Source organism: Microcoleus sp. OTE_8_concoct_300 (assembly GCF_031383065.1).
Classification (GTDB): Bacteria; Cyanobacteriota; Cyanobacteriia; order Cyanobacteriales; family Microcoleaceae; genus Microcoleus.
Genome location: NZ_JANMZH010000053.1, coordinates 1 through 23,357 on the forward strand (window position 1 = coordinate 1; position 23,357 = coordinate 23,357).

The following is a 23,357-nucleotide window of genomic DNA, read 5'->3' on the forward strand; positions in this document are numbered from 1 at the left end:
CAGTTAGGAACTAATTTCAACTTAAACGGAGCCGTAATTAATCGGTCTAAACCTTCTACAAGTTTGTGGCTCAAAAACGCATCTTCTTCTCCCCAAAGCACCAAAGTAGGCACTGTCACCGGTTCTAATTTCTGTCCCCAATTCCAAAGGCGCTGCGGGTGAAACATCTGCTGGTAATAATTCATCGCCGCCGCTAACACTCCCGGCTTTTCTAAAGCAGCCTGATAAATCTTAGTTTCTTCAGCGCTAAAAGCTCCTTTGCGAACAGCTTGTCCCTGCAAAATACTTTGCACAAAATCTTTCAAATTTTGGCGGATCAACCATTCGGGGATGCCGGGAACCTGAAAAGCCAAAATGTGCCAACTGCGGCGAATTTGATCTAAATTGCTCGCCATTTCCTGTAGGAATCGCTGCGGGTGCGGAGCGTTTAAAATTGCCAAGCGATTGAGTGTTTCGGGAAATTTTTGAGCTATGTGCCACGCGATCGCACCTCCGCAATCGTGACCGACAATGTGAGCTTTTGTATAGCCCAAGCTCGCAATCAAACCGCGAATATCAGCGCTCAGCGTATCTAAATCGTAGCCGCTTGCCGGCTTGTCGGAATCGTTGTAGCCGCGCAAATCCGGCACCACAACCTTGAAATGACGGGCTAAAGCAGGGATTTGATGGCGCCAAGAATACCAAAACTCTGGAAACCCATGCAGGAGCAGAACGAGCTCCCCTTCTCCTTGAGAAACGCAGTGCAGGCGGATGTTGTTGGTTTCGACAAAGATGTGTTGCTGTTCGGAATCTAAAGGATTCATAGTTGGAAAGTTAGACTTATTTTCGGGAAGTACAGAACCCGCCGACTGGTAGCAGGCTGAAACGGCCCAATGGTGTTAATTTTTCTACTTTTATTGTAGCTGCTTTTCGCTCCCCGCCGCTGCAATCTAATTAAACTTAAAAATTGTAGGGCTTGGGGGTGTCCTGTTTTTTAGGTGTAACTACTGAGATCAAGTTTCTCACCTTAAATCTGTTGTTTTAACAGCGGCGCAGGCGGTTCAATAATAGCACAATTTCGTCAGTTGCCGATCGCATTGAGGCAGCCGATAGGTCAGATTGATTGACGATAATGCTAAACACCAGCGGCTCGTAATCCGGAACTTCGATATATCCCGACAGTGCGGAAACTCCGCTCAAAGTTCCTGTTTTTGCTTGTAAAATTACGCGGTTTGGTGTAATATTTAAGCGATTTTTCAAAGTGCCGCTCTCGCCAGCGATCGGCAGTGACTGGCGGTAAATAGATGCAGCAGGTGAATGAGCCATGAATCTCAAAGTTTGCACCAAGGCTTCTGGACTAATTAAATTGTGCCGAGACAAGCCCGAACCGTCGGCTAATATGTAGCTGTTTGGATTTACTCCTAATTGAGTTAAAGCTGTTTTTAACTCTTTTAAACCGATTTCACCAGTATCCTCTTGTGGCACAGGCATCTTGCCTGTGAGTGCTTGTGGCACAGGCATCTTGCCTGTGAGTGCTTGTGACACAGGCAAGATGCCTGTGAGTGCTTGTGACACAAACATCTTGCCTGTGAGTGCTTGTGGCACAAACATCTTGCCTGTGAGTGCTTGTGGCACAGGCATCTTGCCTGTGAGTGCTTGTGGCACAGGCATCTTGCCTGTGAGTGCTTGTGGCACAGGCATCTTGCCTGTGAGTGCTTGTGGCACAGGCATCTTGCCTGTAACTTTTCCCAACAATCTCAATAAAACTTCTGCATAAAGATTGTTGCTTTCCCGATTAGTTTCTCTCACCAATTCCGCCAGCGGCGGCGATTCAACGGTCGCTAATTCTTGATTAAAATTGCGAGACACAGATGCAACTAAAGCCTGTTTGACAGGAATTCCCTCAGCCGCCAGAACTTGCTGAAAATGCTGCAAAAAATTATTAGCAGGGTTGACAACTGCGACATAAGCTGATTCAGATTCTGCACCAACTTTCAACTGTCCCCTAACTCGAATTGCAGGTCGATCGAACTCCCTGCCAACTTCAATAAACTCGGATTCGTTTTGGGCGACGGTAACAGAATTGTTCTGAATTTGCCACTGATTTGCCAGCTTTGGTTCGGCAAAAGTAACTTTCAGAGGTTGCCCGAGATTCTGCGGGGACAAGAAAAGTTCGATCGCATTTTGATTGAAAATTAAACTGTTAATCGGGGCTCCGTAGCCTGCTTGCGCGTCTTCCCATTCCCAATTCGGATTGACTGCACTGCCTTGAAAATAGCTGTCATCGCCAATCAACTCATTTACTCGATCGACTCCGCGGCGTTTCAACTGCTGCGCCAAGGATTGCAACTGAGCCTCAGTAATGCTCGGATCTCCCCTGCCGACAACGTACAAACTCCCATTTTCCCCGCTGTAAACCGATGTCTTAATCCGAAAATCTGCACCGAGTTTATGCAAAGCAGCGGCTGTGGTTAGCAGCTTGACATTTGATGCTGGAATAAAATATTTTTGGGCGTCGCGGCTGTAGAGAGTAGCAGTAGAAGATAGAGGTTGAATTAAAATGCCCCAGCGCGATCGACTAAATTCGGGACGGTTGGCGATCGCATCTACTTGTGCCCCCAATTCCCCAGGGCAAATATCCCCAGTAACCGCCGGCGTTTGAGCAGCAACCGCCGACGGACGCCCCAGCACTAGCACTAACAAACTAAGCGCAATTCCTTTGATACTCAAAGTGCAAGTTCCTTAACAATAACTATTCAAATTAAATGGGCGAGAGCTTGGAAGTTTCACCGAATCAAGTCAATACTAATAATAATAACGCCCATGAATTCTCGGATTGAACAGTGCCTCTACAGGTTTTCCCTCTTTGAGGTGCTGTTCCACAATCAACGGTACATCACTCGGTTTAACTCGAGAATACCAAATTTCCTCTGGGGTAACTCGCACCGTCGGGCCAGTGGTGCACTGTCCCTGACAGCTAGTAGCCTCAACTTTCACCCCTGCAACTTGTTGGGCTTCAAAAGCAGCTAGCACTGCTGCAGAACCATTTTTCAGGCAAGATTGATACTGGCAAACCAATACACAGCGCGCTTCTGGTTGGGAGTCTGGTTCTCGGGCTGGAGATTCTGGCATTGGTAAGGATTTATCCGCTCTTTAAGATATTTTAACAATCTTGTCAGGACGATCGCTCGCCGGAGTCCGGCAAACGACAGAATTTTACAGTGCGATCGAAAAAAACAGCAAAATTCTGGCATTCAAACTTTTTCCTTGCTTCTACCTTCTAACGAATCCCTTCAGCAGAGCTGCCTTTCTTCAGTCTGTGCCGCCCTTTCCCTATATGATCGATTTAGAGGAACAACTCAATCAACCGCTAATCATGCCAAAAACAGTAGCCGATGTAATGAGCCGCGAGCCGATTTTGGCGCGACCCGAAATGCCCTTGAACGAAGCGATTAAAATTTTAGCCGATAAACGCATTAGCGGTCTTCCCGTCGTAGATGAGAATGACTTGTTGGTAGGAGTCATCTCCGAAACAGACTTGATGTGGCGGGAAACCGGCGTAACTCCGCCCGCTTATATCATGGTGCTCGACAGCGTGATTTATTTGGAAAATCCATCTCGTTACGAGCGAGAACTCCACAAGGCTTTAGGACAAACAGTAGGAGAAGCGATGAGTAAAGAGCCAGTTACCATTGGTCCGGAGAAATCTGTCCAAGAAGCGGCAAAACTGATGCACGATCGCAGCATCCACCGATTGCCGGTGGTTGATACTGCAGGCAAAGTAATCGGCATCCTCACTAGGGGAGATATTATCCGATGGATGGCTGCTGAATCTTAAATTAACTGTTGCAGTTCCAGGACTGTATCAGAAAATGAGCCGTGAAGCGAAGCTATCCCGTAGGAATCGCTCCTTAAATCTCGCTGACTTTTGGCAATTACCAATTACCAAATCTAAAATCTAAAATCTAAAATCTAAAATCCGATGAGCATTACCCCTGAGTCCGTCGAACAATTGCTGAATTCCGAGGATTTTGGCGAAAGGCTGCGAGCAGTCAACCAACTGCGACAACTAGAACCCGCGATCGCCTATAAACTAATTCAAATTGCGATCGGCGACAAAAACGTCCGGGTTCGCTACGCAGCAGTCAGCCAAGTATCAACCCTCGGTACGCAGAATCTGCCGAACGCTTTAGAGGTACTGCGACACAGCTTGCACAACGACCCCGAACCCGACGTGCAAGCAGCAGCAGCCGATGCTTTGGGCGCATTGAAATTAACCGATGCTTTAGAAGATTTGCAGCAAGTTTATAGCAATACCTCTGAATGGCTGGTGCAAATGAGCATCGTTGCGGCTTTGGGAGAAATGGGAGATCCGAAAGCCTTTCCGATGTTAGAACACGCCCTCACTTCTGAAAACGAATTGATCCAAACCATTGCGATCAGCGCCTTAGGTGAATTGGGAGATAAACGCGCGCTGCCGCTGCTGCTTCCCTACGCTTCCAATGCAGATTGGCAGATCCGTTACAGAGTCGCCCAAGCTCTGGGGCGGTTGGGCGGTGCAGAAGCAGAGGCGGCTTTGGAAATTCTCGCCAAAGATCGGGTTGAGCAAGTTGCTCACGAGGCCTTAGCGGGAAAAGAGAATATTTTGAAGTTGTGAGTTGTGAGGTGTGAATTTTGAATTAATTTAGAATTTTTTTTGAGGATTCTACTAAAAACTCCCTTCGCGATCGCACACAGAATTCACAAACCCGGTTTCTTCCTATATTTCTCGTTCCTCTCCGCAAAACTCGTAGAAACCGGGTTTATAGCCCGCCAGCCAGCGGGCTGGGTGTGCAGCGCAAACCTTACTAATCAGGAAAAATCTCAAATCTCAAATCTCAAATCTCAAATTGTATTGATGCCGCGGTCGATCGCAAATTCCTTTGAAACTCTCGCTTTCATTCGATCGCACTCTTCCCTTTCCCAACCAGAGCCGGGATCTTGACATTCCCACTTTGACAACAGCTATAATTAGAATAAATACAGCAGCCGCAGGGATTAACACAATTATTGAATTGTGCCCAGCCAGCTAGCCATCGGGGGAAACTATCGTTAAGAGGGTAAGCAATCTACTAGCAAAACCCACTCTTAAAACTGTTTATCATCCCCATGCTTGAACAACTACAAAATTCCGGTTCTCAGTCCTTGGACATTTTTACAGGAGAGCGATCGGCATCTCAAACCGCACCAAGCCCAAACAATCAAAACTTTATTTATAGAGTTTTAGAACTTACCAACATAGAACGCAGTAAGTTGAGTTTGCCCCCGCTCACCTTCAATACTCAGTTACTAAATGCGGCGGAAACTCACAGCCAAAACATGGCACTGCAAGACTTCTTTTCCCATACCGGAAAAGATGGTTCGTCATTAGCAAGTCGGATTACTGCAACGGGCTATCAATTCTCAGCGGCAGCAGAAAACATCGCTGCGGGTTCTTCTACACCCGAACAAGTTGTATCATCGTGGATGAACAGCAGCGGCCACCGGGCTAACATTCTTAACCCCAATCTCAAAGAAATTGGCATCAGTTACTATTTCTTAGCCAACGATACTGGCAGTGTAAATTTCAATCACTATTGGACGCAAGTTTTTGCGACTTCTCTTGACGGTAGTGTTAATCCCGCACCGACTCCTACACCGACTCCCACACCAACTCCCACACCAAACACTATATCGATTACTTCGCCAATACCCAATGCTACAGGGGACGGCAGCCCGACACAAGCACCGAAAAATACAGCCAGCGGCGGCAATTATTTCCTATCAGATAGTGCCGATACTCAAATACCGACAAATGCTGCGGGATTGCCAATTTTTGCCCTTTCTGGCAAAGACAATATCACCGGGGGAGAAGGTGCTGATAGCATTAATGGAATGCAAGGTGCGGATACACTTAATGGCGCAGGTGGCAATGACAGCTTATCGGGCGGCAAAGAGTCGGATTTAATTGATGGCGGTGTTGGCAATGATTTGATCGGCGCCAACAACGATAACGATCGACTAATGGGAGGAGACGGCAACGATACTATTCGCGGCGGCAAAGAAGATGATATCTTGATGGGCGGTAACGGTGACGATTTGTTGACGGGCGATCGCGGGCAAGATATGCTGACGGGCGGCGGCGGAAATGATACGTTTATCTTAGTAGGAGGTTTGTCTGCTGCGGCTACTTTAATTAGTGCGGATGTGATTACCGATTTGGCGATCGGGGATAAAATTGGTTTGACTGACAGTATCGGATTTGCAAATTTGACTTTTGAATCGGTGAGTTTGGAGTTGGATGGAGGTGGAAGCGTCGCTTCTACGGCGATTAAGTCGGGCAGCACTTATTTGGGAATCGTGCAGGGTGTAAGTGAAAGTAAGCTTACGGCGATCGTTTTTGTGAATGGGTAACGGGGAATCGGTAGTCTAAAATTTCACTTATGCAGCTTGTAAGGTGCGTCAGTTGGTAGGGATTGGATGGGTAGCCCAGATTGTCGAAGCTGACGCACTCTACTACTTCAGTTGTTATAGCAATTCTCCAAAATCTTGCTAGAAACTGCATCATTACTAAGAGGGGTAACTATGAAAAAAGTAGCCGTGTTTGGCAACACTGGAGGCGGTAAATCAACTCTAAGCAAGAGATTATCAGAAATCACTGGTTTGCCACTTTACGCCTTGGATAAGATTCAATATCAATCTGGGGGCGCTGAGGTTCCAGATGCAGAATATAAGCATACCCATGAAAAAATTTTGGCTACTGACGGATGGATAATTGACGGGTTTGGTTGCATGGAAACCGTCTGGCTTCGACTCAATGAGGCGGATAGTCTGGTTTTTGTCGATCTGCCACTATACGTGCATTTCTGGTGGGTGACTAAACGACTAATCACAGGTAGCTTTATGCCGCCAGAAGGCTGGCCGGAAAAGAGCCCTATCTTGAAGAGTTCAATTAAGAGTTACCGCGTTCTTTGGTTGTGTCACAAGTATTTGACTCCCAAATATCGCGAGTATGTCGATCGCGCTCAAAAAACCAAAAGTGTGTATCACATCAGATCTAATGAAGAGATTTCACAATTTTTTGAATCGATATTGCAAATGACTAATGACTCTTGACTGATGACTGTTGACTAATGACTGATGACTGATGACTAATGACTAATGACTGATGACTGATGACTAAGGACTAATGACTAATTGATGCCACAGCCGATCGCAAATTCCCTTGAAACTCGCCCAAAATTCGATCGCACTCTTCCTTATCCAAACCAGTCCAGTGCATCATCAAAGCTAATTTAACCGACTTGCCACTTTTTTCGAGCAAAAAACCCGCCTCATCCCGGCTCAAATCAGTCAAATCCTGCAACATCCGCACAGCCCGATCGCGCAATTTCTTATTAGTAACCGCCACATCAACCATCCGATTGCCGTAAACCTTCCCCAGCTTCACCATTACCCCAGTCGAAATGATATTTAAAGCCATTTTTGTGACTGTACCGGCTTTCAAGCGCGTCGAACCCGCCACTACCTCCGGGCCAACCAACAACCGAATATCAACATCAGCCTCAAAATTCACTTGTTCGACGGGTACGCAGGCCATAAACACAGTCTTCGCCCCCCGCTGGCGCGCCGCCTGCAAAGCGCCCGCGACAAACGGCGTCGTACCTCCCGCCGTAATCCCGACAACTACATCTAAGTTGGTAATTTGACGGTGGGCGATCGCCTCAGCCCCATCCTCAGCCCGATCCTCTAAATCTTCCGAACTCCGCACCAAAGCCCCCGCACCCCCGGCAATTATGCCCTGTACGAGTTCTGGCGGCGTGCAGAAGGTGGGGGGACACTCGGCCGCATCCAGCACCCCCAAACGCCCGGAAGTACCCGCACCGACGTAAAACAGGCGGCCTCCTAGACGCAGAGACTCGGCTGCAATGTCGATCGCTTGGGCTAACTGTTCGCGGGCCTGGGCGATGGCGCTTAAGGTTTGGGCGTCTTCCCGGTTGAACAAGTCCACTAATTCGATCGAACTGAGTTGGTCTAAATTCTCGCTGTTGGCATTCACCTGTTCCGTCAGCAGATGCCCTCTTTCTTCTAAATTTTTCATGTTTTTTGATTAGTCATTAGTCATTGGTCATTGGTCATTGGTCATTAGTCATTAGTCATTAGTCATTGTCATTAGTCATTGTCATTAGTCGTTATCATTAGTCATTAGGTGTACAAAATAGGGTAAGCATTGCCTGCCCGCTGGTGAGCTTGGTGAAGTCGTGACTCAAAGGCTCGAAATTTGTGGTTCTGGCGATCGGCTAAATCTACTTCCGAGAGAGGCAATTACCCATTACCCATTACCCATTACCAATAACTGCTGACTAATGACTAATGACTAATGACTATTACAAAAGTCCTTCGAGTCGGCGGCGAATAGAATCCAGTTCGTTTTGGGAAACGTCAGAATCCGGATCCGCCTCCGGCTCTGGCTCCGGCTCCGGCTCCGGCTGCCACTGAGTCTGTGTTACATTGTCTTCTGGCGGGATCGCCAGTGCGCCCGCGGGCACAAGTTCCCAATCATAATCAACACTATCGCAGAACTCCTTAATTTCCTCATCGTCGATCGCCTCGACAGCGGGTTCGGGAAAATCCTGAGCTTCCAACATCACGCCAAAGCGGGTGGCGTCGTCTTCTGACTCAAACATCAGAACTTTATTACGATCGCCGAGTTGAATGGTATGAATTCCCTCGTTCTCGGTGCGGGCATTGAAGAGTAAGACGAACACTCGCATAAGTTTTAAAGACCTTCTTAACCACCGTTTTTTTATCTTAGGAGCGATCGGGCAACCGATTTTTGATTTTTGATTTTTGATTTTAGATTGACGAGCGATCGGGCAACCGATTTTTGATTTTTGATTTTTGATTTTTGATTGAGCACCGATCCTGCCCTGGCGGGATCGAAATGATTTGGGGGATGTGGGCGATCGGGCAACCGATTTTTGATTTTTGATTTTTGATTTTTGATTGAGCACCGATCCTGCCCTGGTGGGATCGAAATGATTTGGGGGATGTGGGCGATTGGGTTTTAGATTTTTGATTTTAGATTTTTGATTGACCCCCGATCCTGCACTGGGGGGGGAATCTAGAGGATTTTAGATTTTAGATTTTTGATTGAGCACCGATCCTGCACTGGCGCGATCGAAATGATTTGGGGGAGTTGGAGGACTTGGTTTTAGGTGGTGTTGCGTGTTTTGATTAAGTTCGGTAAAGCTTTCGGGAGTCTACCCTAAAGTGGGCGCGTGAATCAGCCTTCGTTCGATACTCTAGGAGGGCTTCGGTAACGCGCCATCGGCACTTCCGGCCTCAGTCCTGAGTCTACCAAAGGCAGAAGGCACGGTTGAATCACAGAAATTATACCTGTCTAAAACCCTCTGATTTCCTCAATTCCTGAATTCTCACAACCTCTGAGAAACACCCATGACTAACTCGCACGATGACACAAAACAACTCGCACCCCGCCCCCACCGCCGCTGGTGGCGTCTGGTGCTGCTTAGCGGTACGGGATTGGGCATTATCGCCTTGGTTGGGGCGGCGGTAGCACTGGCGTGGGTGCGCGAAAAATTAGCTCCTTTGGTGGAAACTCAAGTCAGTCAGTTGCTCGATCGGCCTGTGCAAGTCGGACGTTTGGAGAGATTTTCTCTGACAAGTTTGCGGTTTGGCCGATCGACAGTACCTGCAACTGCTACCGATCCGGATTACGCTTCTACAGAAGCAGTGGAAGTGCAGTTTTCTGTTGGGCAACTGCTGTTGAACCGCACTCTCAAATTAGATATTACTTTAGTTAAAGCCAGCGCTTATATCGAACAGGATGCTAAAGGCCGCTGGGTTAATCTTCCAACTGCGAAGAGGAAATCTCCGGGTTTATTTAAAACTGAAGTTGAAGCAATTCGAGCTGAAAATGTCGGCGCAGTTTTGGTACCGAGTCCCGCAGTCGGACAGAAAACTTCGCCTTCTATTGCTGTAAATCTGAAAAATGGCAGTGTTCTATTTCGCGACCAAAATCGGCGCGTTCTCTACGAACTTAACGGTCAGTTTACTAACAACGATAATTTTATAGTTAAAGCTGATTCTCTGTTACCTGCTGCTCAAACTAACGTGCAGTTGCAAGGTCAAAATTTGCCTTTACCAGAACTCGTTCGCTTGCTGAAAGTTTCGGGCATTTCTTTACAAAAAGGTCTAGCTAATGGCAATTTGACCGTGCAATTGCGAGACAATAAAGTATCGGGAATTGTGGGAACGGCTAGTTTTGGAGGAGTGCAAGCGAGTCTTCGTCCGCTGAAACAAATCTTACAAAATAGCAGCGGTCAGTTGCGGTTTCAGGGAACTAATGTGATTGTCGATAGTCTGGCGGCTAATTACGGTCTAATTCCGCTGAAAATAGCAGGAACAGTTGCAACAGGAACTAATTTTAATTTGGAGCAAGCCAGCTTCAATCTGACAACTAACGTGCCACCAGTCGCTTTTGCAAGTGTTGTCAGTGCGGTGGAGACAGAGTTAGGGCAGAAAGTAGTATTGCCCGTTGCTGTTGCGGGGGAAGTGAAGGCGGATGCTAAGCTGACTGGAACAGTTGCTCTGCCGGTGCTGACAGGTACGATCGCCTCGACAAAACCCGCTACGGTCGATCGACTGCAATTAAACAATATTAGCACTAATTTCAAATTGGAACGCGGGAGAATGGCTCAAACCCCAACACCCAATTCTCAATCTTCTATTCCCCCGTTTTCTTCTTTAGCTTTGGCTTTGAGCGATATTTTGGTAGTGCCGGCAGCGGGGGGTAAAATTGGCGGCAAAGGTGAAGTTGATATTGCTTTAAAAAGTAAGAATTCCCCATCAGGTTTGGTGTTTGACTTCCAAGTTGAAAACTTGCCCGCAGATGCTCTCGCCCAAATTTACGCTCTCCCAATTCCTGCTACTGTTACAATTGGCAGTGTCTGGGCCAAAGCTCAAATTTTCGGCCCGTTAGACAACATTCAAGCTAGAGTTCAATGGCAAGCACCGCAAGGGACTTTCCCCGCTGCGGGATCCATTCGAGCCGGAAGGAATTCGGCGGATTTACAAAATACGGTTGTGAAGATTGGCGACGCTTCTGTGAACGTGGATGCTGCGCTAAAAGACCGTCAGTGGCAAGCTTTGATCGAGGGCGATCGCGTAGCCCTTAACAGTTTGCAGCAAGTCCTGCCGGGGCCTAATTTGCCTCCTGAACTAGCTGGTTTGTTCAGCGGAACTGCCGAAGCTGCGGGAACTCTGGACGATTTGAGTTTAAAGGCGATCGCTGCGACGGGCAAAGGAACGCTGAGTCTTGCTGACAGTATTGTTGATGTTAATGGCGAACTAAAATCTGGTCGCTGGCAAGTTTTTGGCAACACTCAAAAAGTGGCTGTCAATCAATTAATTGATATTGGCTTGCCGTTATTAACACGGGAAAATACCGCCAACTTAGACAATCTAAAATCCAAAATCCAAAATCTAAAATCGCTCGGCGGACAGCTAGCAGGTGAATTTCAAGCGGCGGGAAATGTTGACAATTTGACTGCGGTTGGCATCAATGTTAGAGGCAACGGGAGGCTCAATTTTGGCGACAGCAATGTTAATTTTAAAGGAGAATTGGTCGCGGGAAACTGGCAAGCAACAGCAGAAACCGATCGCACTTCCATCAACCGCTTGGTGGATTTAGGATTGCCGCTGTTAGATGTGGCTTCAGCCTTCAATCCCGAAAATCCGCAATCTGCCAATCTCAACAATCTAAAATCCAAAATCCAAAATCTAAAATCGATCGACGGACTGCTATCGAGTCAATTTACAGCATCGGGAAGTCTTGACAATTTGACTGCTAGCAGCATCAATGCCAGCGGCAGCGGGAGACTCAATCTTGCCGACAACAATGTTAATTTTAAAGGAGAATTGGCAGAGGGAAACTGGCAAGCAACAGCAGAAACAGATCGTACTTCCATCAACCGTCTAGTAAATTTAGGATTGCCGCTATTAGATGTTGGCTTAGCTTTCACTGCTGACAATCCCCAAACAGTCGCCAATATCAACAATCTCAAATCCAAAATCCAAAATCTCAAATCGATTGACGGACAAATATCGAATCAAATTCAAGCCAGGGGCAATCTTGATAATTCAACCGTCCCCGACATAGCCGTCAACAGCAGCGGCCAACTCAATATAGCCGACGGTACTGTGGCTTTTAAAGGTAAATTAGAAGATAGGCGCTGGCAAGCTTTCGCCGATGCCGATCGAGTTATTCTCAGTCGCTTAGAACAAACAATCCGCAATACCCAACTGTTGACCCTGACGGCGACTTTGCCTAAAGGATTGGACGGCAGAGTTAACGGCCAATTCCAAGCAGCGGGCAGTTTGGATAACTTGACAGCCAAGGGAATTAGTGCTAGTGGAGAAGGAGTGATTGTGGTCGATCGACTCGGGGCGATCGATACTACTGCCAAATTAGAAAACGGCAACTGGCAAGCAATGCTTGCAACGAACGGAATTGCCATCAGTAATTTAGAACAAACCCTCAAACAAACAGGTTTGCTGACAGCGGATTTACCGCCAGAAATTGACGGAACCCTCGACGGAAAAGCCCGCATTTTGGGAACAGTAGATAATCTAACCGCCAACGGCATCACCGCCAACGGCGACGGACAAATTCGATTCGCCAACAGCGGAGGAATTGTCAATGCTAAAGCCAGGGCCGAATCGGGGAATTGGCGCGCGTCAATCGAGGGCGAGCAAATTGCTCTAAGTCGCTTCCAGCAAGCATTTGAGTCGCAGCAACAAAGCTTGCAAGCCAAAGGTTTAGTCTCTGATGCCCCAAATCTCCCCCAGCTTCGAGGACTGTTTAACGGCAATATCAATTTATCCGGCCCGATTGCCGCTTCCTTACAAACAGTTCGCGCCGGCGGCAGTTTCCGCATCTCGGAATTGCCGTTTTTGAAACAACCTTTTGAGACAGTATTTAATTGGGACGGCAAACGGGTGGAAATTGAGAATGCCACAACTCCCGGTTTGACAGCAAACGGCTTTGTTAACGTCGAACTCGCAGGTAAAGGAGTGCCCTCAATTTCCAACTTAGATTTGGATGTCAAACTCGCCAACTTTAACCTGGAAGCCTTACCAACTGAACAACTCGGATTTTTGAGACCAATTGGTCTCAAAAATCCTTCAGAGAATAATCTGCCCCTGCGCGGCAATGTCGATTTTACCGGCCGCCTCAGCGGAACCCCCGCCGCCCTCAGCTTAGTTGGCGACGTGGAAGTGCGGGATTTAGCAGTAAATCAAATCGCTTTTGATCCGGTACTGGCGGGGAGTGTGAATGCGGATGCTGGGAAAAGTGTAGATTTGCGTTTGGCCGGCGCCAGCGACAAAATCGAAGTAGCTTTAAATCAATCTTTTCTGCCGACATCTTTCTTAATTCAACGCGGGGAATCCGTGGCTAGCGGCCAAACCGAGGGAGAAACTTTGCGAGTTAATTTAAGCGATTTTCCCCTGGCTGCTTTGAATCTCACACCGGGGAAAGAAGCAGGTTTGGGGCCGATAACGGGTACGGTTTCGGGACAAGTGAATGTGCCCGGTTGGAAGATGCCGTTAAATCCGGCGACTTTGCAAGCAACTGGACAAATTGCGATCGCCCAACCGGCGATCGGCTACATTAAAGGTGACAGTTTCCAAGCCGAATTCAGCTACGCTAACGGCAGCGCCAGTCTCACAAACGGACTTTTCCGCCAAGGCAGCGGTCAATACTTAATTTCCGGCAATGTTAAAACAGGCGCCAACCCGCAATTTGAAGGGAAAGTTAACGTACAGCAAGGCAATTTGCAGCAGATTTTAGTCGCTTTGCAATATTTCAATTTAGGCGACTTGGCCAGAGGCCTAAAACCTCCCGTTTACGGTGACAGTGGCGACGTGCAAACTGTAGCAGTGGGAGAACCAGAAGCCCCGCTAATCGAACAGTTGCGTCGCTTGGCAGAAATAGAAACAATTTTGCAGCAGCAGCAGGCAGTAAAAGCATCAGAAAAATTGCCTCCGTTATCTCAATTGCAAGGCACTTTTGGCGCGGAAATTGCTGTCGCCGGTTCTTTGCGAACTGGTGTGCAAGCTCAATTTAACCTGAAAGGCGATAACTGGCAGTGGGGAAAATATGTCGCCGAACAGTTCAGCCTTGAAGGCAGCTTTCAGGACGGGATTTTAACTGTTTTGCCTTTGGAAATTCGATCGGGAAAAAGTGCGATCGGCTTTTCGGGACAACTCGGGCAAAAAGCTCAATCGGGGCAGTTGCGGGTAGAAAATGTGCCAGTCCAAGAGTTAGCAAAAGTGGTGGAATTGCCTTTTGTGGATGTCACGGGAAATTTGAATTTGCGCGCGAATTTGGCCGGCAGTTTGGAAAACCCGCAAGCCACGGGGGAATTGAGTTTGCTGGAGGGCACGCTAAACGGAGAACCGATTAAACAAGCCGACGGCAGTTTCAGTTATAGCAATGCCCGCCTGAATTTTGGCGGCAGCGCTTTGATAACTCAAACCGAACCGATTGAGGTACAGGGAAGTTTGCCTTTTGAGTTGCCGTTTGCAGCGGTGAAAGCTGACAGCAATCAAATCGATTTGAGGGCGAATTTGCAAAATGAAGGTTTGGCAATTATTAATGTATTGACTCCGCAAGTTGCGTGGGTCAGCGGCAAGGGACAGGTGCAACTTCGCGTGGGAGGAACGCTGCAACAGCCTGTAGCGCAAGGAATTGCGAATTTTGAAAATGCAACCGTCCGGGCGATCGCCTTCCCAGAACCGCTGACAGGGCTGACTGGGACGATGCGCTTTGAGGGCGATCGTATTCGGGTAGAAGGAATTCGGGGACAGTTGAGTCAAGGACAAGTTGTGGCCGCTGGCGTGATTCCGCTGTCTGTGCCTTTTGCGGAGGGCGATGTCGATGCGGCTAATCCTTTGGCTGTGAATTTAGACAAGTTGGCACTGAACCTCAGAGGATTGTACAGTGGCGGCGTAGTCGGTCAAGTGCAGGCAAGGGGCACGGCTAGGCGCCCGCAGTTGAGCGGTAATATTGAACTGTACAACGGCGAAGTATTTCTCCGGAGTCCCGGCGGCGGCACAACTGAGTTAGCTTCTGCCTCTTCTGCTTCTGATTCTCCTGCGGCTGAGGTTTCTCCTTCTGCTTCCCCTACGACTGAGGTGTCTCCTTCTGCCGAGACTCCGACTACCCCTTCTCCTTCCCCTTCCTTTGAAGTTGGATTGAATGATTTGCGGCTGAATTTGGGCCGGGGAATTCGGGTAACGAGTGCGCCGATATTGAGCTTTCAGGCGACTGGGGGCTTGACGGTGAATGGAACTTTAGATGACATTCGTCCCGAGGGTACGATTCGGTTGACTTCCGGGTCGGTGAATTTGTTTACGACACAGTTTAGACTCGATCGAGGATACCCGCAGACTGCTACCTTTGTACCAGCACAAAGACTCGATCCGACGCTGGATGTGAGATTAGCAACTTCGGTGCAGGAAGTAACGCGGTTCCGCACTCCCGGCACATCTGTAGCCTCTGAAATAGCAGACGAACCGACAAGTTTGGGCAGTGTGCGGAGTGTGCGAGTTCAAGCGTTAGTGCGGGGAAGGGCTTCTCAGTTGGCGGAAAGTCTGGAGTTGAGGAGTTCTCCGAGTCGATCGTCCACAGAGATTGTAGCGCTGTTGGGCGGCAGTTTCGTGCAGACTTTGGGACAGGGAGACAGTACGCTGGCGATCGCAAATTTAGCGGGTGCGGGTTTATTGAACAACCTTCAATCTGCGATTAGTAACGCCACAGGATTGAGCGAAGTTCGGTTATTTCCTACTCGGATTAGAAGCAACGAAGGAAAAACTGCTAGTTCCAGTTCCGCTGCGGGTTCTCTCGGTTTAGGTTTAGAAGTTGGGTTTGACATCACGCGCAATATTTCAGCATCAATCATTCGAGTTTTGTCAGCAAATCAACCGACTGAATTTACTGTGCGCTATCGATTGAGCGATAAACTTTTACTCAGGAGTTCGAGTAATTTTCAAGGAGACAATCGCGTCACTGCTGAATATGAATTGAGGTTTTAGTCATTAGTCATCAGTCATTAGTCATTAGTCATTAGTCATTAGTCATTAATTGTCATTGCTTTCGTCAGCGAAAGCGGAGTGAAGCGATCGCATATTGTGCCATGCCACGGTAGATCCCGAGGGATATAATACCTATTCTTTAGGGAAAGGGCATTGCCGTGTCCGGTGCCAGCAGCGGCGAATTTTAATAATTGGCATAAGATTAAGGACTGTAGCAAGACTTTTTAAAATTGGTATAACCGAACATGATAATGGCAATACCCCGTACCCCATAACCCATACCCAATTAATTTGCTATAATAGTAACAGCAGTAAATTGGTACTGCCAACCCCGCACACAAGGTTATAGGAGTTAAGTCAAATGGCAAACAAACTCCAAGTGAATACAGAGTCGATCGGCTACAGCGACTTTTACTGGAACCGCTTTAGTCCGAGAGTTGCGACTATCAGCAGCGTCCGCAACGCCAATCACTGGGACGGCGGATTTCTCACCTATATTGCATTTCCCACAAAAGTACAAGCTACAGCAGCAATGAAATATTTGCTTTTGCATCAAAAAGCTGCTGATGTCGATATGCGGAAAGCAAAGCGAATGAAAGCAAAAGGCATTAGGTGGGAACTCAAAATTCGGGGTTTAGCTTTTAATGAAGTGCTGAAGCTTGCAACTATGGATATAACTGGAAAGCTAGTGATGTCCCCTAATGCTACTACTCAAGCCACAGGCTGATAAAAGCATTCAGATAATAGGTTGGGTTGAGACAACAAAACCCAACCCTTCCAATATTTGTCAAAATCCATCCTCCTCTCTTTTCTCCTCCTCTGTGTCCTCTGCGCCCTCTGCGGTTAATAAAAAAAATCCTATAAAATATATGCGTTTCATTAGCCCCAAAACAGACTTTGCATTCAAAAGAATATTCGGATCTTCCGAACACCCTGAAATTTTAATCAGCTTCCTAAATGCAATGCTGTATAACGGAGAACCAACCATCCAAGAATTAGAAATCATTGACCCTTATTCAGCAGGAAGCGTTACAGGATTGAAAGACACTTACCTGGATGTCAAAGCCAAGATTACCGGGAACAAAACCGTAATTGTGGAAATGCAGGTACTCAACGTCGCCGCCTTTGAAAAACGGGTAGTGTACAATGCAGCCAAAACCTATTCTACTCAACTCAAAGCCGGAGAAGGTTATTTAAAGTTAAACCCGGTCATTGCTTTAACCATCACCGACTTTATCTTATTTGAAAACACCGAAAAACTAATCTCTAACTTTGAATTCACAGAAACCGAAGAAAAATTCGTCTATCCCAACTGCGAGTTAAAGTTAGTGTTTGTCGAGTTACCGAAATTCACAAAAGAATTGAATGAACTCGAAACTCTGCCGGAAAAATGGATTTACTTTATGAAAAACGCGCCCTCTTTGGAAGCAGTACCAGATACATTGGGGTCTATTGAAGAGATTAATACCGCGCTAGAAATTGCCAACAGAGCAAATTTGACACTAGACGAATTGAATGATGTAGACAAGCGAGAAATGTTTATCCAAGACCAAATCGGGTCTGTGATGAAAGGGATAGAAATTGGTATACAACAGGGGATTGAACAGGGAATACAACAAGGAATCGAACAAGGAATCGAACAAGGAATCGAAAGGGGTAAAATTGAGGGAGAAATAGGATTAATTATGCGTCAGATAGTGCGGCGGGTGGGTGATGTTACACAGGAAGTTCAAACTCGCATCCAGGGGTTATCTGGGGAACAGTTAGATGATTTGGGAGAGGCTTTGTTGGATTTTAGGAGTCAAGAGGATTTGATTGCGTGGTTGGATTCGGCGGCGGGATGAAGTGATGAGTTAAAAAGAGAGGCAGGGATTTTTAACGCGGATTTGGTATAATTCTCAATCTCTGCATTCATTTAAACTTTAGTATCTGCGGGAACTTCCCTCTGTACCAGCATCCAACCTAGCAGCGCTAAAATAAGACCGAAAGCGAGAAATCCTAAATCCCAAGCTAACTCGTTGATACCGGGTTTGACGTGGTGGATTCCCAAAATTTGATGGTCAACAATTCCTTCAACAAAGTCAAACAATCCAGCACCAATTAATATTGAACCCAAAAAAGTTTGAGTTGACAAAGGAACATCTTTGCGCTTCACCGCACACCACAAACAGAAGATTCCGGCTACTGTTACCAACCAATCCGCAGCGTGAAACAATCCATCTCCGAGGGTATTTAATTCTAAACCGGCAACCGTAGTATCGGTTTTAACGCTGCTAAACATATGGTGCCACTGGAGGAGTTGGTGCAGCACAATGCCGTCAAAAAAGCCGGATTGACCGATACCGAGGAGAATTCCTGCGATAATTAGAGGTCGGCGGTTGTTAGCTGCGGTGGTTGGTGCGTTTGTGCGATCGTCCAATGGAAAACCTCAGATTATTTAACTGCTGATCCTGGGTCTGTGAAGGGATTTGCCAGTACATTTTTTAGTTTTGCTGGGGAGGAGGGGCGATCGCATCATCCGCGAGAGAGATTTCTGGATACTCTTGATGCTTAATGCCAACTACAAATGTAGTTTATAATTTGATTAACTATTCATCAACAGTCATATTCTCAAACAAAATAGGTTGAATTCGCCTCAAAACTTCCTCAATTATATCTGATCGACATTCACTAAGAAAACTTGCCTGCCTTGCGCGATAATCTTGCATAACGGAGTTGATCCGTCATAATTACACCTGTTATCGCTTCACCTTCTGGAATGGGAACATAAAACGGATTTTTGCGTTGTGTGTTGCTGATGGGACAAACAAACACAAACCCCATTTTTCGGTTAAATTTAGTTTGACTCACAACCAGTGCAGGCCTAGTCCCCATTTGTTCGTGTCCTGCTTGAGGATCAAAATTGAGGCGAATAAAATGACCTCGTTCGGGGATATAGTTTACCAAACTTCCTCTCCTTCTGGTTTTCCCCAAGAGACTTCTTCGCTAGATTCTATTTCGCCTGCCAATAATTCATCTAGGGTATACTTTGATATTTTATTATTTACAGGCTCTATGACCAGTTTCCCATTTTCTATGCTGCAAATTACTGAATCTTCGGCTTTAAGGTTGAGAAACTTTACTATGTAGTCTGGTATTGGCAAAGCCAAGGAATTACCTAATTTGCTGATGTGTATTTTAGCTGTCATACATTTGCGATGTTAACACTCAGGTTGATTTATTGTAACACAATATTGTTCAGTTAAAAAAGTAATTATTCGATCGCGCACCTCAGCTAATTGAGAACTGAGCAAACTCTCGGCGATTACTTTCCCGTAGCGCAATGACATCCTTTGCTCAGTGAACCGTATTGAGATATAATGTAGTTTGAACACAACACCAATCCTTGTCCTATGAAGACCATAGACAAAAGTCAATTAACAGCTCAATTACTAGAATTTTTGCGACTTGTCGAGCTGGAAGGCGAAGATATTTTAGTGATGGATGGGACTAAACCAGTTGTGATAATTTCTCAGTATGAAAAGTCTCTTTCAACTGAAGAATTATTTAAGGATATGCGGGGTAAAGTAAAATATTTTGAAGATTTAACTGCGCCAACAACTGAAGAATGGCAGGAAGTATGACAGTTGTCCTTGATACCTGCGCTCTCATCTGGTGGAGTTTAGATCCAGAGAAACTTTCTCAATCGGCAAAAGATGCTTGTCAGCAGATGGAACAAGAAAAAAATGGTTTAGTTCCATCAACGGTCATCTGGGAAATAGCTATCAAGATCAAAAATCATATAGCCTTTCTCAGAAAGATGAGGTACGACTGGGCATAGGGCATAGGGCATAGGGCATAGGGCATAGGGCATAGGGCATACCTCACTTTTTTGAGAACCGCTATAAGTTAGATTTAGGAGTAAGTATTGATGACTATATCGCTACTTTAAAAAAGTCTAATGTTATTCGGATCGTTCCAATTGATGAGGACATTTGGCTAGAAAGTGTCAAATTAGAATGGGAACACCGAGATCCAGCAGATAGAGTGGTTGTAGCAGTTGCCAAAAGAAGTCAAGCTGCTATTATTACAGCCGATCAAAAAATAGCTAGTTTCTACTCTTTAGTAATTTTGTAAATTGAATGTGCCAGGTATCGGAAACGTAGAATAGGCGTGGTTTCGTGGTTTTTGCCTTTGTAATAAATCTTTATGAAAACCTGCAACGCTTACATATTACAGTCTACAAGTCTCGACGCGAGAGAATAGAACCAACTCCACCTATCCCCCACCCTACTATTGCCCGACCGCATTGACCAGACCCCCGCCGGGAGGTGTCCTTGAGGTGCTTTGGTGTTGAATTTTAGATAATTATAGTACAACCATTCACGCCTATTCACACGCCAACCTACCCGATCGCCAAAAGCTTCCCAAATTTTCTGATCGTATTCTCCGCTTCCTCCCAGACTTTCATAGATGCGTTTCTGCACAGAAAAGCCGAAACGTCCGTTACTGTATTTTACCCAAAGTTGGTCAATAGTTCGTAAGTCTTCACAGGGGAATCGATAGATATCTGGAATTCTGAACCACCTCTCCTCTGTTCTGCCTGCTGCTTCCAGCATCTTATTCTTCGTTTCGTGATCCGCCTCTTGCCAATTTCCGCTAGCCAACAGCCGATCGAGTTTACCATAATCGACTCCTTTTGCGGAAATCAAATTTATAGGTTGGGGAAGCATAGCCAACCATTCTTGCACTGAGTGAGGCCGGTTTGTCACATCCATTTCCATCCCTTTCATAATTGCCCCATCCACCGCATCGCTAATATTCGGATTAATCTGAAACGGCGGCTTTAAAGGATGATAATTTGAAGCCCTCAAGTATGCAGGAGTTGGTAGTGTTATCGTTAGCAGATAGTATAGCGTTGCCGCCAGAGCATAAACATCTGTGTACTCAGCAAATCTGCCAGTTTCCGCGTATTGTTCGAGAGGCGCAAAACCATGTGTTAATTCACAAGTCATTTGCTGAGTGCGATCTGGAATAAAACCCCGCGCCAAACCAAAATCAATCAAAACTGCATCTTGATTGTCACGCACCATAATGTTTTGTGGCTTGATATCCCGATGCAGCAAACCTTTGCCGTGAACTACTATTACAGCTTCTCCTACTTGACGGATGTACTTTAAAGCTTCTGTTTCTGACAGAATACCGCGCCTTTCCACCAATTTACACAAATCTTCTCCTGGCACATATTCCATAACAATACAAGGGAAATCATCGTGAGTGAAGTAGTTGTCTATTACCACAATATTGGGATGCCTGCACACAGATAGCTTTACCGCCTCCTCCAGGAATTTGTCCCGAAACCTGGAAAAATTTCGATCGCTCAATAAGTTGTCTTTCAGCGTTTTGATGACAACCCGCCCCCCGTTTGGCGCTTCCTTCGCTAGATAGGTGATGCCAAAGCCACCCTCACCTAACTTGCGTTCAATGATATACCGATCGCCATATAACCGCTGCCCTGCTTCCCAAACCATTCTCCTTACCGCCAACCAATATTAATTTTTATCTCGGCATAGCCTGTATTTTAACTGTATTTTCTAAGTTCGGTTTAGTTCCACGGGCCCAACTTCAGTTCGCCTTCCCGGTGATGGTTGGCTTTTAGTTCGATCGCCCTTTTCCGACATAATTCGCTCGACAAATTCGCCACAATCCCATTAAGAATCCTAAATCCCAAAACCTCATTGTCCAAACAGAGCATTTCTATGGCAACCTGAAAAATAGGAAACAGAATTTTATAGAGCTTGGTAACAGAACACTAGCAATCACTTATGCAAACTCTACCAAATCCAACTAAAACCGCATCTAGCCAACCCATCTTCGATACCACCATCAAACGCCGCAAAACCCGACCCGTCCAAGTCGGTAGCGTGACGATCGGCGGCGGCAACCCCGTCGTCGTACAATCGATGATTAACGAAGACACCCTCGACATCGACGGTTCAGTCGCCGGAATTCGGCGCTTGCACGAGATAGGCTGCGAAATCGTCCGCGTCACCGTGCCCAGCATGGCCCACGCCAAAGCATTAGCCGAAATCAAGCAAAAACTGCACGCCACCTACCAACCCGTGCCCCTCGTCGCCGATGTCCACCACAACGGCATGAAAATTGCCCTCGAAGTCGCCAAACACGTAGACAAAGTGAGAATCAATCCCGGACTGTACGTGTTCGAGAAGCCGAAAGCCGACAGAAGCGAATACACCGACAGCGAATTCGCCGAAATTGGCGAAAAAATCCGCGAAACCCTGGAACCTCTGGTGATTTCCCTGCGCGACCAAGACAAAGCCTTGCGAATCGGCGTCAATCACGGTTCCCTCGCCGAACGGATGCTGTTTACCTACGGCGACACCCCCGAAGGCATGGTAGAATCCGCCCTGGAATTCATCAAAATTTGCGAATCCCTCGACTTCCGAAATATCGTACTTTCCCTGAAAGCCTCCCGCGCGCCGGTGATGGTGGCTGCTTACCGCTTGATGGTGCACCGGATGGACGAACTCGGCATGGATTACCCGCTGCATTTGGGCGTCACGGAAGCAGGAGACGGCGAATACGGCCGCATCAAATCCACCGCAGGCCTCGCACCGCTGCTGACTGACGGCATCGGCGACACCATCCGCGTCTCGCTGACAGAGGCCCCAGAAAAGGAGATTCCCGTTTGCTACAGCATTCTGCAAGCCTTGGGACTGCGGAAAACGATGGTTGAGTATGTCGCTTGTCCTTCCTGCGGTCGCACTTTGTTTAATTTAGAGGAAGTGTTACACAAAGTGAGAGAGGCGACCAAGCATCTCACCGGTTTGGACATAGCAGTAATGGGCTGTATTGTCAATGGCCCGGGAGAAATGGCTGATGCTGATTACGGCTACGTCGGGAAGCAACCGGGTTATATCTCGCTGTACCGGGGCCGGGAAGAAATTAAGAAAGTCCCGGAAGACCGAGGAGTGGCAGAATTGATAGACTTGATTAAATCGGACGATCGCTGGGTCGATCCTTAATTGCTGTCGATCGTCCCTAGGGAGTGTTTTCAACCCGGAGATCCCCCCTAGCCCCCCTTAGTAAGGGGGGGACAAGAGCGCTCAAAGTCCTTGTTAAGGGGGGGGGACAAGAGGGATCGAAGTCAACCCCTACTCCCCTTGTTAAGGGGGATTTAGGGGGATCGAGGCTTCGGTACAAACATGGAGATAGACGGTTTCAGTCTTAAGTTGACA

22 protein-coding genes are annotated in these 23,357 nt (G+C 46.9%); 12 read left to right on the forward strand and 10 right to left on the reverse strand.

Going from position 1 to position 23,357, the window contains the following annotated elements; genetic code table 11:
- The 3 genes from ACUVJL_RS02430 to ACUVJL_RS02440 form a co-directional block, all read right to left on the reverse strand.
- On the reverse strand, nt 1–803 hold an 803-nt coding region (locus ACUVJL_RS02430; RefSeq protein WP_445244388.1), incomplete at its 3' end, for an alpha/beta fold hydrolase.
- A gap of 217 nt (nt 804–1,020) precedes the next feature.
- On the reverse strand, nt 1,021–2,709 hold the full coding sequence (gene dacB / locus ACUVJL_RS02435; RefSeq protein WP_445244389.1) for a D-alanyl-D-alanine carboxypeptidase/D-alanyl-D-alanine endopeptidase: 1,689 nt from the start codon (nt 2,707–2,709) through the stop codon (nt 1,021–1,023).
- Between the two features lie 75 nt (nt 2,710–2,784).
- Nucleotides 2,785–3,111: a (2Fe-2S) ferredoxin domain-containing protein gene (locus ACUVJL_RS02440; protein WP_445244390.1), complete on the reverse strand. Its 327-nt coding sequence runs from the start codon at nt 3,109–3,111 to the stop codon at nt 2,785–2,787.
- A gap of 244 nt (nt 3,112–3,355) precedes the next feature.
- On the opposite strand from ACUVJL_RS02440, the gene ACUVJL_RS02445 reads away from it, so the two are divergent.
- From ACUVJL_RS02445 to ACUVJL_RS02465, 5 genes are all read left to right on the forward strand, one after another.
- Nucleotides 3,356–3,817: a CBS domain-containing protein gene (locus tag ACUVJL_RS02445; RefSeq protein WP_445244408.1), complete on the forward strand. Its 462-nt coding sequence runs from the start codon at nt 3,356–3,358 to the stop codon at nt 3,815–3,817.
- A 144-nt stretch (nt 3,818–3,961) separates the two neighbouring features.
- Complete coding sequence (gene nblB / locus ACUVJL_RS02450; RefSeq protein WP_445244391.1) at nt 3,962–4,636, forward strand: phycobilisome degradation protein NblB; 675 nt, start codon at nt 3,962–3,964, stop codon at nt 4,634–4,636.
- A 39-nt stretch (nt 4,637–4,675) separates the two neighbouring features.
- Nucleotides 4,676–4,963 carry a hypothetical protein gene (locus ACUVJL_RS02455; protein WP_445244392.1) on the forward strand — a complete coding sequence of 96 codons (288 nt, stop codon included), beginning with the start codon at nt 4,676–4,678 and terminating at the stop codon, nt 4,961–4,963.
- 164 nt (nt 4,964–5,127) lie between these two features.
- Nucleotides 5,128–6,411: a CAP domain-containing protein gene (locus ACUVJL_RS02460; RefSeq protein WP_445244393.1), complete on the forward strand. Its 1,284-nt coding sequence runs from the start codon at nt 5,128–5,130 to the stop codon at nt 6,409–6,411.
- A gap of 171 nt (nt 6,412–6,582) precedes the next feature.
- On the forward strand, nt 6,583–7,113 hold the full coding sequence (locus ACUVJL_RS02465; protein ID WP_445244394.1) for an adenylate kinase: 531 nt from the start codon (nt 6,583–6,585) through the stop codon (nt 7,111–7,113).
- 70 nt (nt 7,114–7,183) lie between these two features.
- Here the strand turns inward: ACUVJL_RS02465 and murQ are convergent, their stop codons facing one another.
- Together murQ and ACUVJL_RS02475 are read right to left on the reverse strand one after the other, a co-directional pair.
- On the reverse strand, nt 7,184–8,098 hold the full coding sequence (gene murQ, locus ACUVJL_RS02470) for an N-acetylmuramic acid 6-phosphate etherase (RefSeq protein ID WP_445244395.1): 915 nt from the start codon (nt 8,096–8,098) through the stop codon (nt 7,184–7,186).
- A 286-nt stretch (nt 8,099–8,384) separates the two neighbouring features.
- Nucleotides 8,385–8,771 carry a DUF3110 domain-containing protein gene (locus ACUVJL_RS02475; protein WP_445244409.1) on the reverse strand — a complete coding sequence of 129 codons (387 nt, stop codon included), beginning with the start codon at nt 8,769–8,771 and terminating at the stop codon, nt 8,385–8,387.
- 685 nt (nt 8,772–9,456) lie between these two features.
- On the opposite strand from ACUVJL_RS02475, the gene ACUVJL_RS02480 reads away from it, so the two are divergent.
- From ACUVJL_RS02480 to ACUVJL_RS02490, 3 genes are all read left to right on the forward strand, one after another.
- Nucleotides 9,457–16,119, forward strand: coding sequence for a translocation/assembly module TamB domain-containing protein (locus ACUVJL_RS02480; protein WP_445244396.1), 6,663 nt, complete (start codon nt 9,457–9,459; stop codon nt 16,117–16,119).
- A gap of 361 nt (nt 16,120–16,480) precedes the next feature.
- Nucleotides 16,481–16,846 carry a hypothetical protein gene (locus tag ACUVJL_RS02485; protein WP_445244397.1) on the forward strand — a complete coding sequence of 122 codons (366 nt, stop codon included), beginning with the start codon at nt 16,481–16,483 and terminating at the stop codon, nt 16,844–16,846.
- Between the two features lie 142 nt (nt 16,847–16,988).
- Nucleotides 16,989–17,963: an Rpn family recombination-promoting nuclease/putative transposase gene (locus tag ACUVJL_RS02490; RefSeq protein WP_445244398.1), complete on the forward strand. Its 975-nt coding sequence runs from the start codon at nt 16,989–16,991 to the stop codon at nt 17,961–17,963.
- Between the two features lie 71 nt (nt 17,964–18,034).
- On the opposite strand, the gene ACUVJL_RS02495 is transcribed toward ACUVJL_RS02490, so the two are convergent.
- The 3 genes from ACUVJL_RS02495 to ACUVJL_RS02505 all read right to left on the reverse strand — a co-directional run bounded on the left by ACUVJL_RS02495 (nt 18,035) and on the right by ACUVJL_RS02505 (nt 19,307).
- Nucleotides 18,035–18,538 carry a DUF2243 domain-containing protein gene (locus tag ACUVJL_RS02495; protein ID WP_445244399.1) on the reverse strand — a complete coding sequence of 168 codons (504 nt, stop codon included), beginning with the start codon at nt 18,536–18,538 and terminating at the stop codon, nt 18,035–18,037.
- Between the two features lie 251 nt (nt 18,539–18,789).
- Nucleotides 18,790–19,065 carry a type II toxin-antitoxin system PemK/MazF family toxin gene (locus ACUVJL_RS02500; protein ID WP_332982763.1) on the reverse strand — a complete coding sequence of 92 codons (276 nt, stop codon included), beginning with the start codon at nt 19,063–19,065 and terminating at the stop codon, nt 18,790–18,792.
- Entirely contained in the window at nt 19,059–19,307 is a 249-nt protein-coding gene (locus ACUVJL_RS02505; RefSeq protein WP_015174616.1) for an AbrB/MazE/SpoVT family DNA-binding domain-containing protein, read from the reverse strand. The genes ACUVJL_RS02500 and ACUVJL_RS02505 overlap by 7 nt, the downstream gene beginning before the upstream one ends.
- A gap of 204 nt (nt 19,308–19,511) precedes the next feature.
- Here ACUVJL_RS02505 and ACUVJL_RS02510 point away from each other — a divergent pair, with 204 nt between their 5' ends.
- The 3 genes from ACUVJL_RS02510 to ACUVJL_RS02520 all read left to right on the forward strand — a co-directional run bounded on the left by ACUVJL_RS02510 (nt 19,512) and on the right by ACUVJL_RS02520 (nt 20,235).
- Entirely contained in the window at nt 19,512–19,742 is a 231-nt protein-coding gene (locus ACUVJL_RS02510; protein WP_445244400.1) for a type II toxin-antitoxin system Phd/YefM family antitoxin, read from the forward strand.
- Complete coding sequence (locus ACUVJL_RS02515; protein ID WP_445244401.1) at nt 19,739–19,939, forward strand: type II toxin-antitoxin system VapC family toxin; 201 nt, start codon at nt 19,739–19,741, stop codon at nt 19,937–19,939. Before ACUVJL_RS02510 ends, ACUVJL_RS02515 begins: the two co-directional genes overlap by 4 nt.
- 86 nt (nt 19,940–20,025) lie before the next feature.
- Nucleotides 20,026–20,235 carry a type II toxin-antitoxin system VapC family toxin gene (locus ACUVJL_RS02520; protein WP_445244410.1) on the forward strand — a complete coding sequence of 70 codons (210 nt, stop codon included), beginning with the start codon at nt 20,026–20,028 and terminating at the stop codon, nt 20,233–20,235.
- A gap of 89 nt (nt 20,236–20,324) precedes the next feature.
- Here the strand turns inward: ACUVJL_RS02520 and ACUVJL_RS02525 are convergent, their stop codons facing one another.
- Both ACUVJL_RS02525 and ACUVJL_RS02530 read right to left on the reverse strand, forming a co-directional pair.
- The gene (locus tag ACUVJL_RS02525) at nt 20,325–21,629 is read right to left on the reverse strand and encodes a GUN4 domain-containing protein (protein WP_445244402.1); all 1,305 of its coding nucleotides are present in this window, start codon (nt 21,627–21,629) and stop codon (nt 20,325–20,327) included.
- A gap of 74 nt (nt 21,630–21,703) precedes the next feature.
- Nucleotides 21,704–21,844, reverse strand: a complete 141-nt coding sequence (locus tag ACUVJL_RS02530) for a hypothetical protein (protein WP_445244403.1) — start codon at nt 21,842–21,844, stop codon at nt 21,704–21,706.
- Between the two features lie 79 nt (nt 21,845–21,923).
- Here ACUVJL_RS02530 and ispG point away from each other — a divergent pair, with 79 nt between their 5' ends.
- Nucleotides 21,924–23,144 carry a (E)-4-hydroxy-3-methylbut-2-enyl-diphosphate synthase gene (gene ispG, locus ACUVJL_RS02535; RefSeq protein ID WP_445244404.1) on the forward strand — a complete coding sequence of 407 codons (1,221 nt, stop codon included), beginning with the start codon at nt 21,924–21,926 and terminating at the stop codon, nt 23,142–23,144.
- The last annotated feature ends 213 nt before the right edge of the window (nt 23,145–23,357 follow it).

Bases quoted from the DNA above. Each gene is read 5' to 3' on its own strand.
- ACUVJL_RS02440 (WP_445244390.1), bottom strand. From the start codon at position 3,111: ATGCCAGAATCTCCAGCCCGAGAACCAGACTCCCAACCAGAAGCGCGC.
- ACUVJL_RS02445 (WP_445244408.1), top strand. From the start codon at position 3,356: ATGCCAAAAACAGTAGCCGATGTAATGAGCCGCGAGCCGATTTTGGCG.
- nblB (WP_445244391.1), top strand. From the start codon at position 3,962: ATGAGCATTACCCCTGAGTCCGTCGAACAATTGCTGAATTCCGAGGAT.
- ACUVJL_RS02460 (WP_445244393.1), top strand. From the start codon at position 5,128: ATGCTTGAACAACTACAAAATTCCGGTTCTCAGTCCTTGGACATTTTT.
- ACUVJL_RS02465 (WP_445244394.1), top strand. From the start codon at position 6,583: ATGAAAAAAGTAGCCGTGTTTGGCAACACTGGAGGCGGTAAATCAACT.
- murQ (WP_445244395.1), bottom strand. From the start codon at position 8,098: ATGAAAAATTTAGAAGAAAGAGGGCATCTGCTGACGGAACAGGTGAAT.
- ACUVJL_RS02475 (WP_445244409.1), bottom strand. From the start codon at position 8,771: ATGCGAGTGTTCGTCTTACTCTTCAATGCCCGCACCGAGAACGAGGGA.
- ACUVJL_RS02480 (WP_445244396.1), top strand. From the start codon at position 9,457: ATGACTAACTCGCACGATGACACAAAACAACTCGCACCCCGCCCCCAC.
- ACUVJL_RS02485 (WP_445244397.1), top strand. From the start codon at position 16,481: ATGGCAAACAAACTCCAAGTGAATACAGAGTCGATCGGCTACAGCGAC.
- ACUVJL_RS02490 (WP_445244398.1), top strand. From the start codon at position 16,989: ATGCGTTTCATTAGCCCCAAAACAGACTTTGCATTCAAAAGAATATTC.
- ACUVJL_RS02505 (WP_015174616.1), bottom strand. From the start codon at position 19,307: ATGACAGCTAAAATACACATCAGCAAATTAGGTAATTCCTTGGCTTTG.
- ACUVJL_RS02510 (WP_445244400.1), top strand. From the start codon at position 19,512: ATGAAGACCATAGACAAAAGTCAATTAACAGCTCAATTACTAGAATTT.
- ACUVJL_RS02515 (WP_445244401.1), top strand. From the start codon at position 19,739: ATGACAGTTGTCCTTGATACCTGCGCTCTCATCTGGTGGAGTTTAGAT.
- ACUVJL_RS02525 (WP_445244402.1), bottom strand. From the start codon at position 21,629: ATGGTTTGGGAAGCAGGGCAGCGGTTATATGGCGATCGGTATATCATT.
- ispG (WP_445244404.1), top strand. From the start codon at position 21,924: ATGCAAACTCTACCAAATCCAACTAAAACCGCATCTAGCCAACCCATC.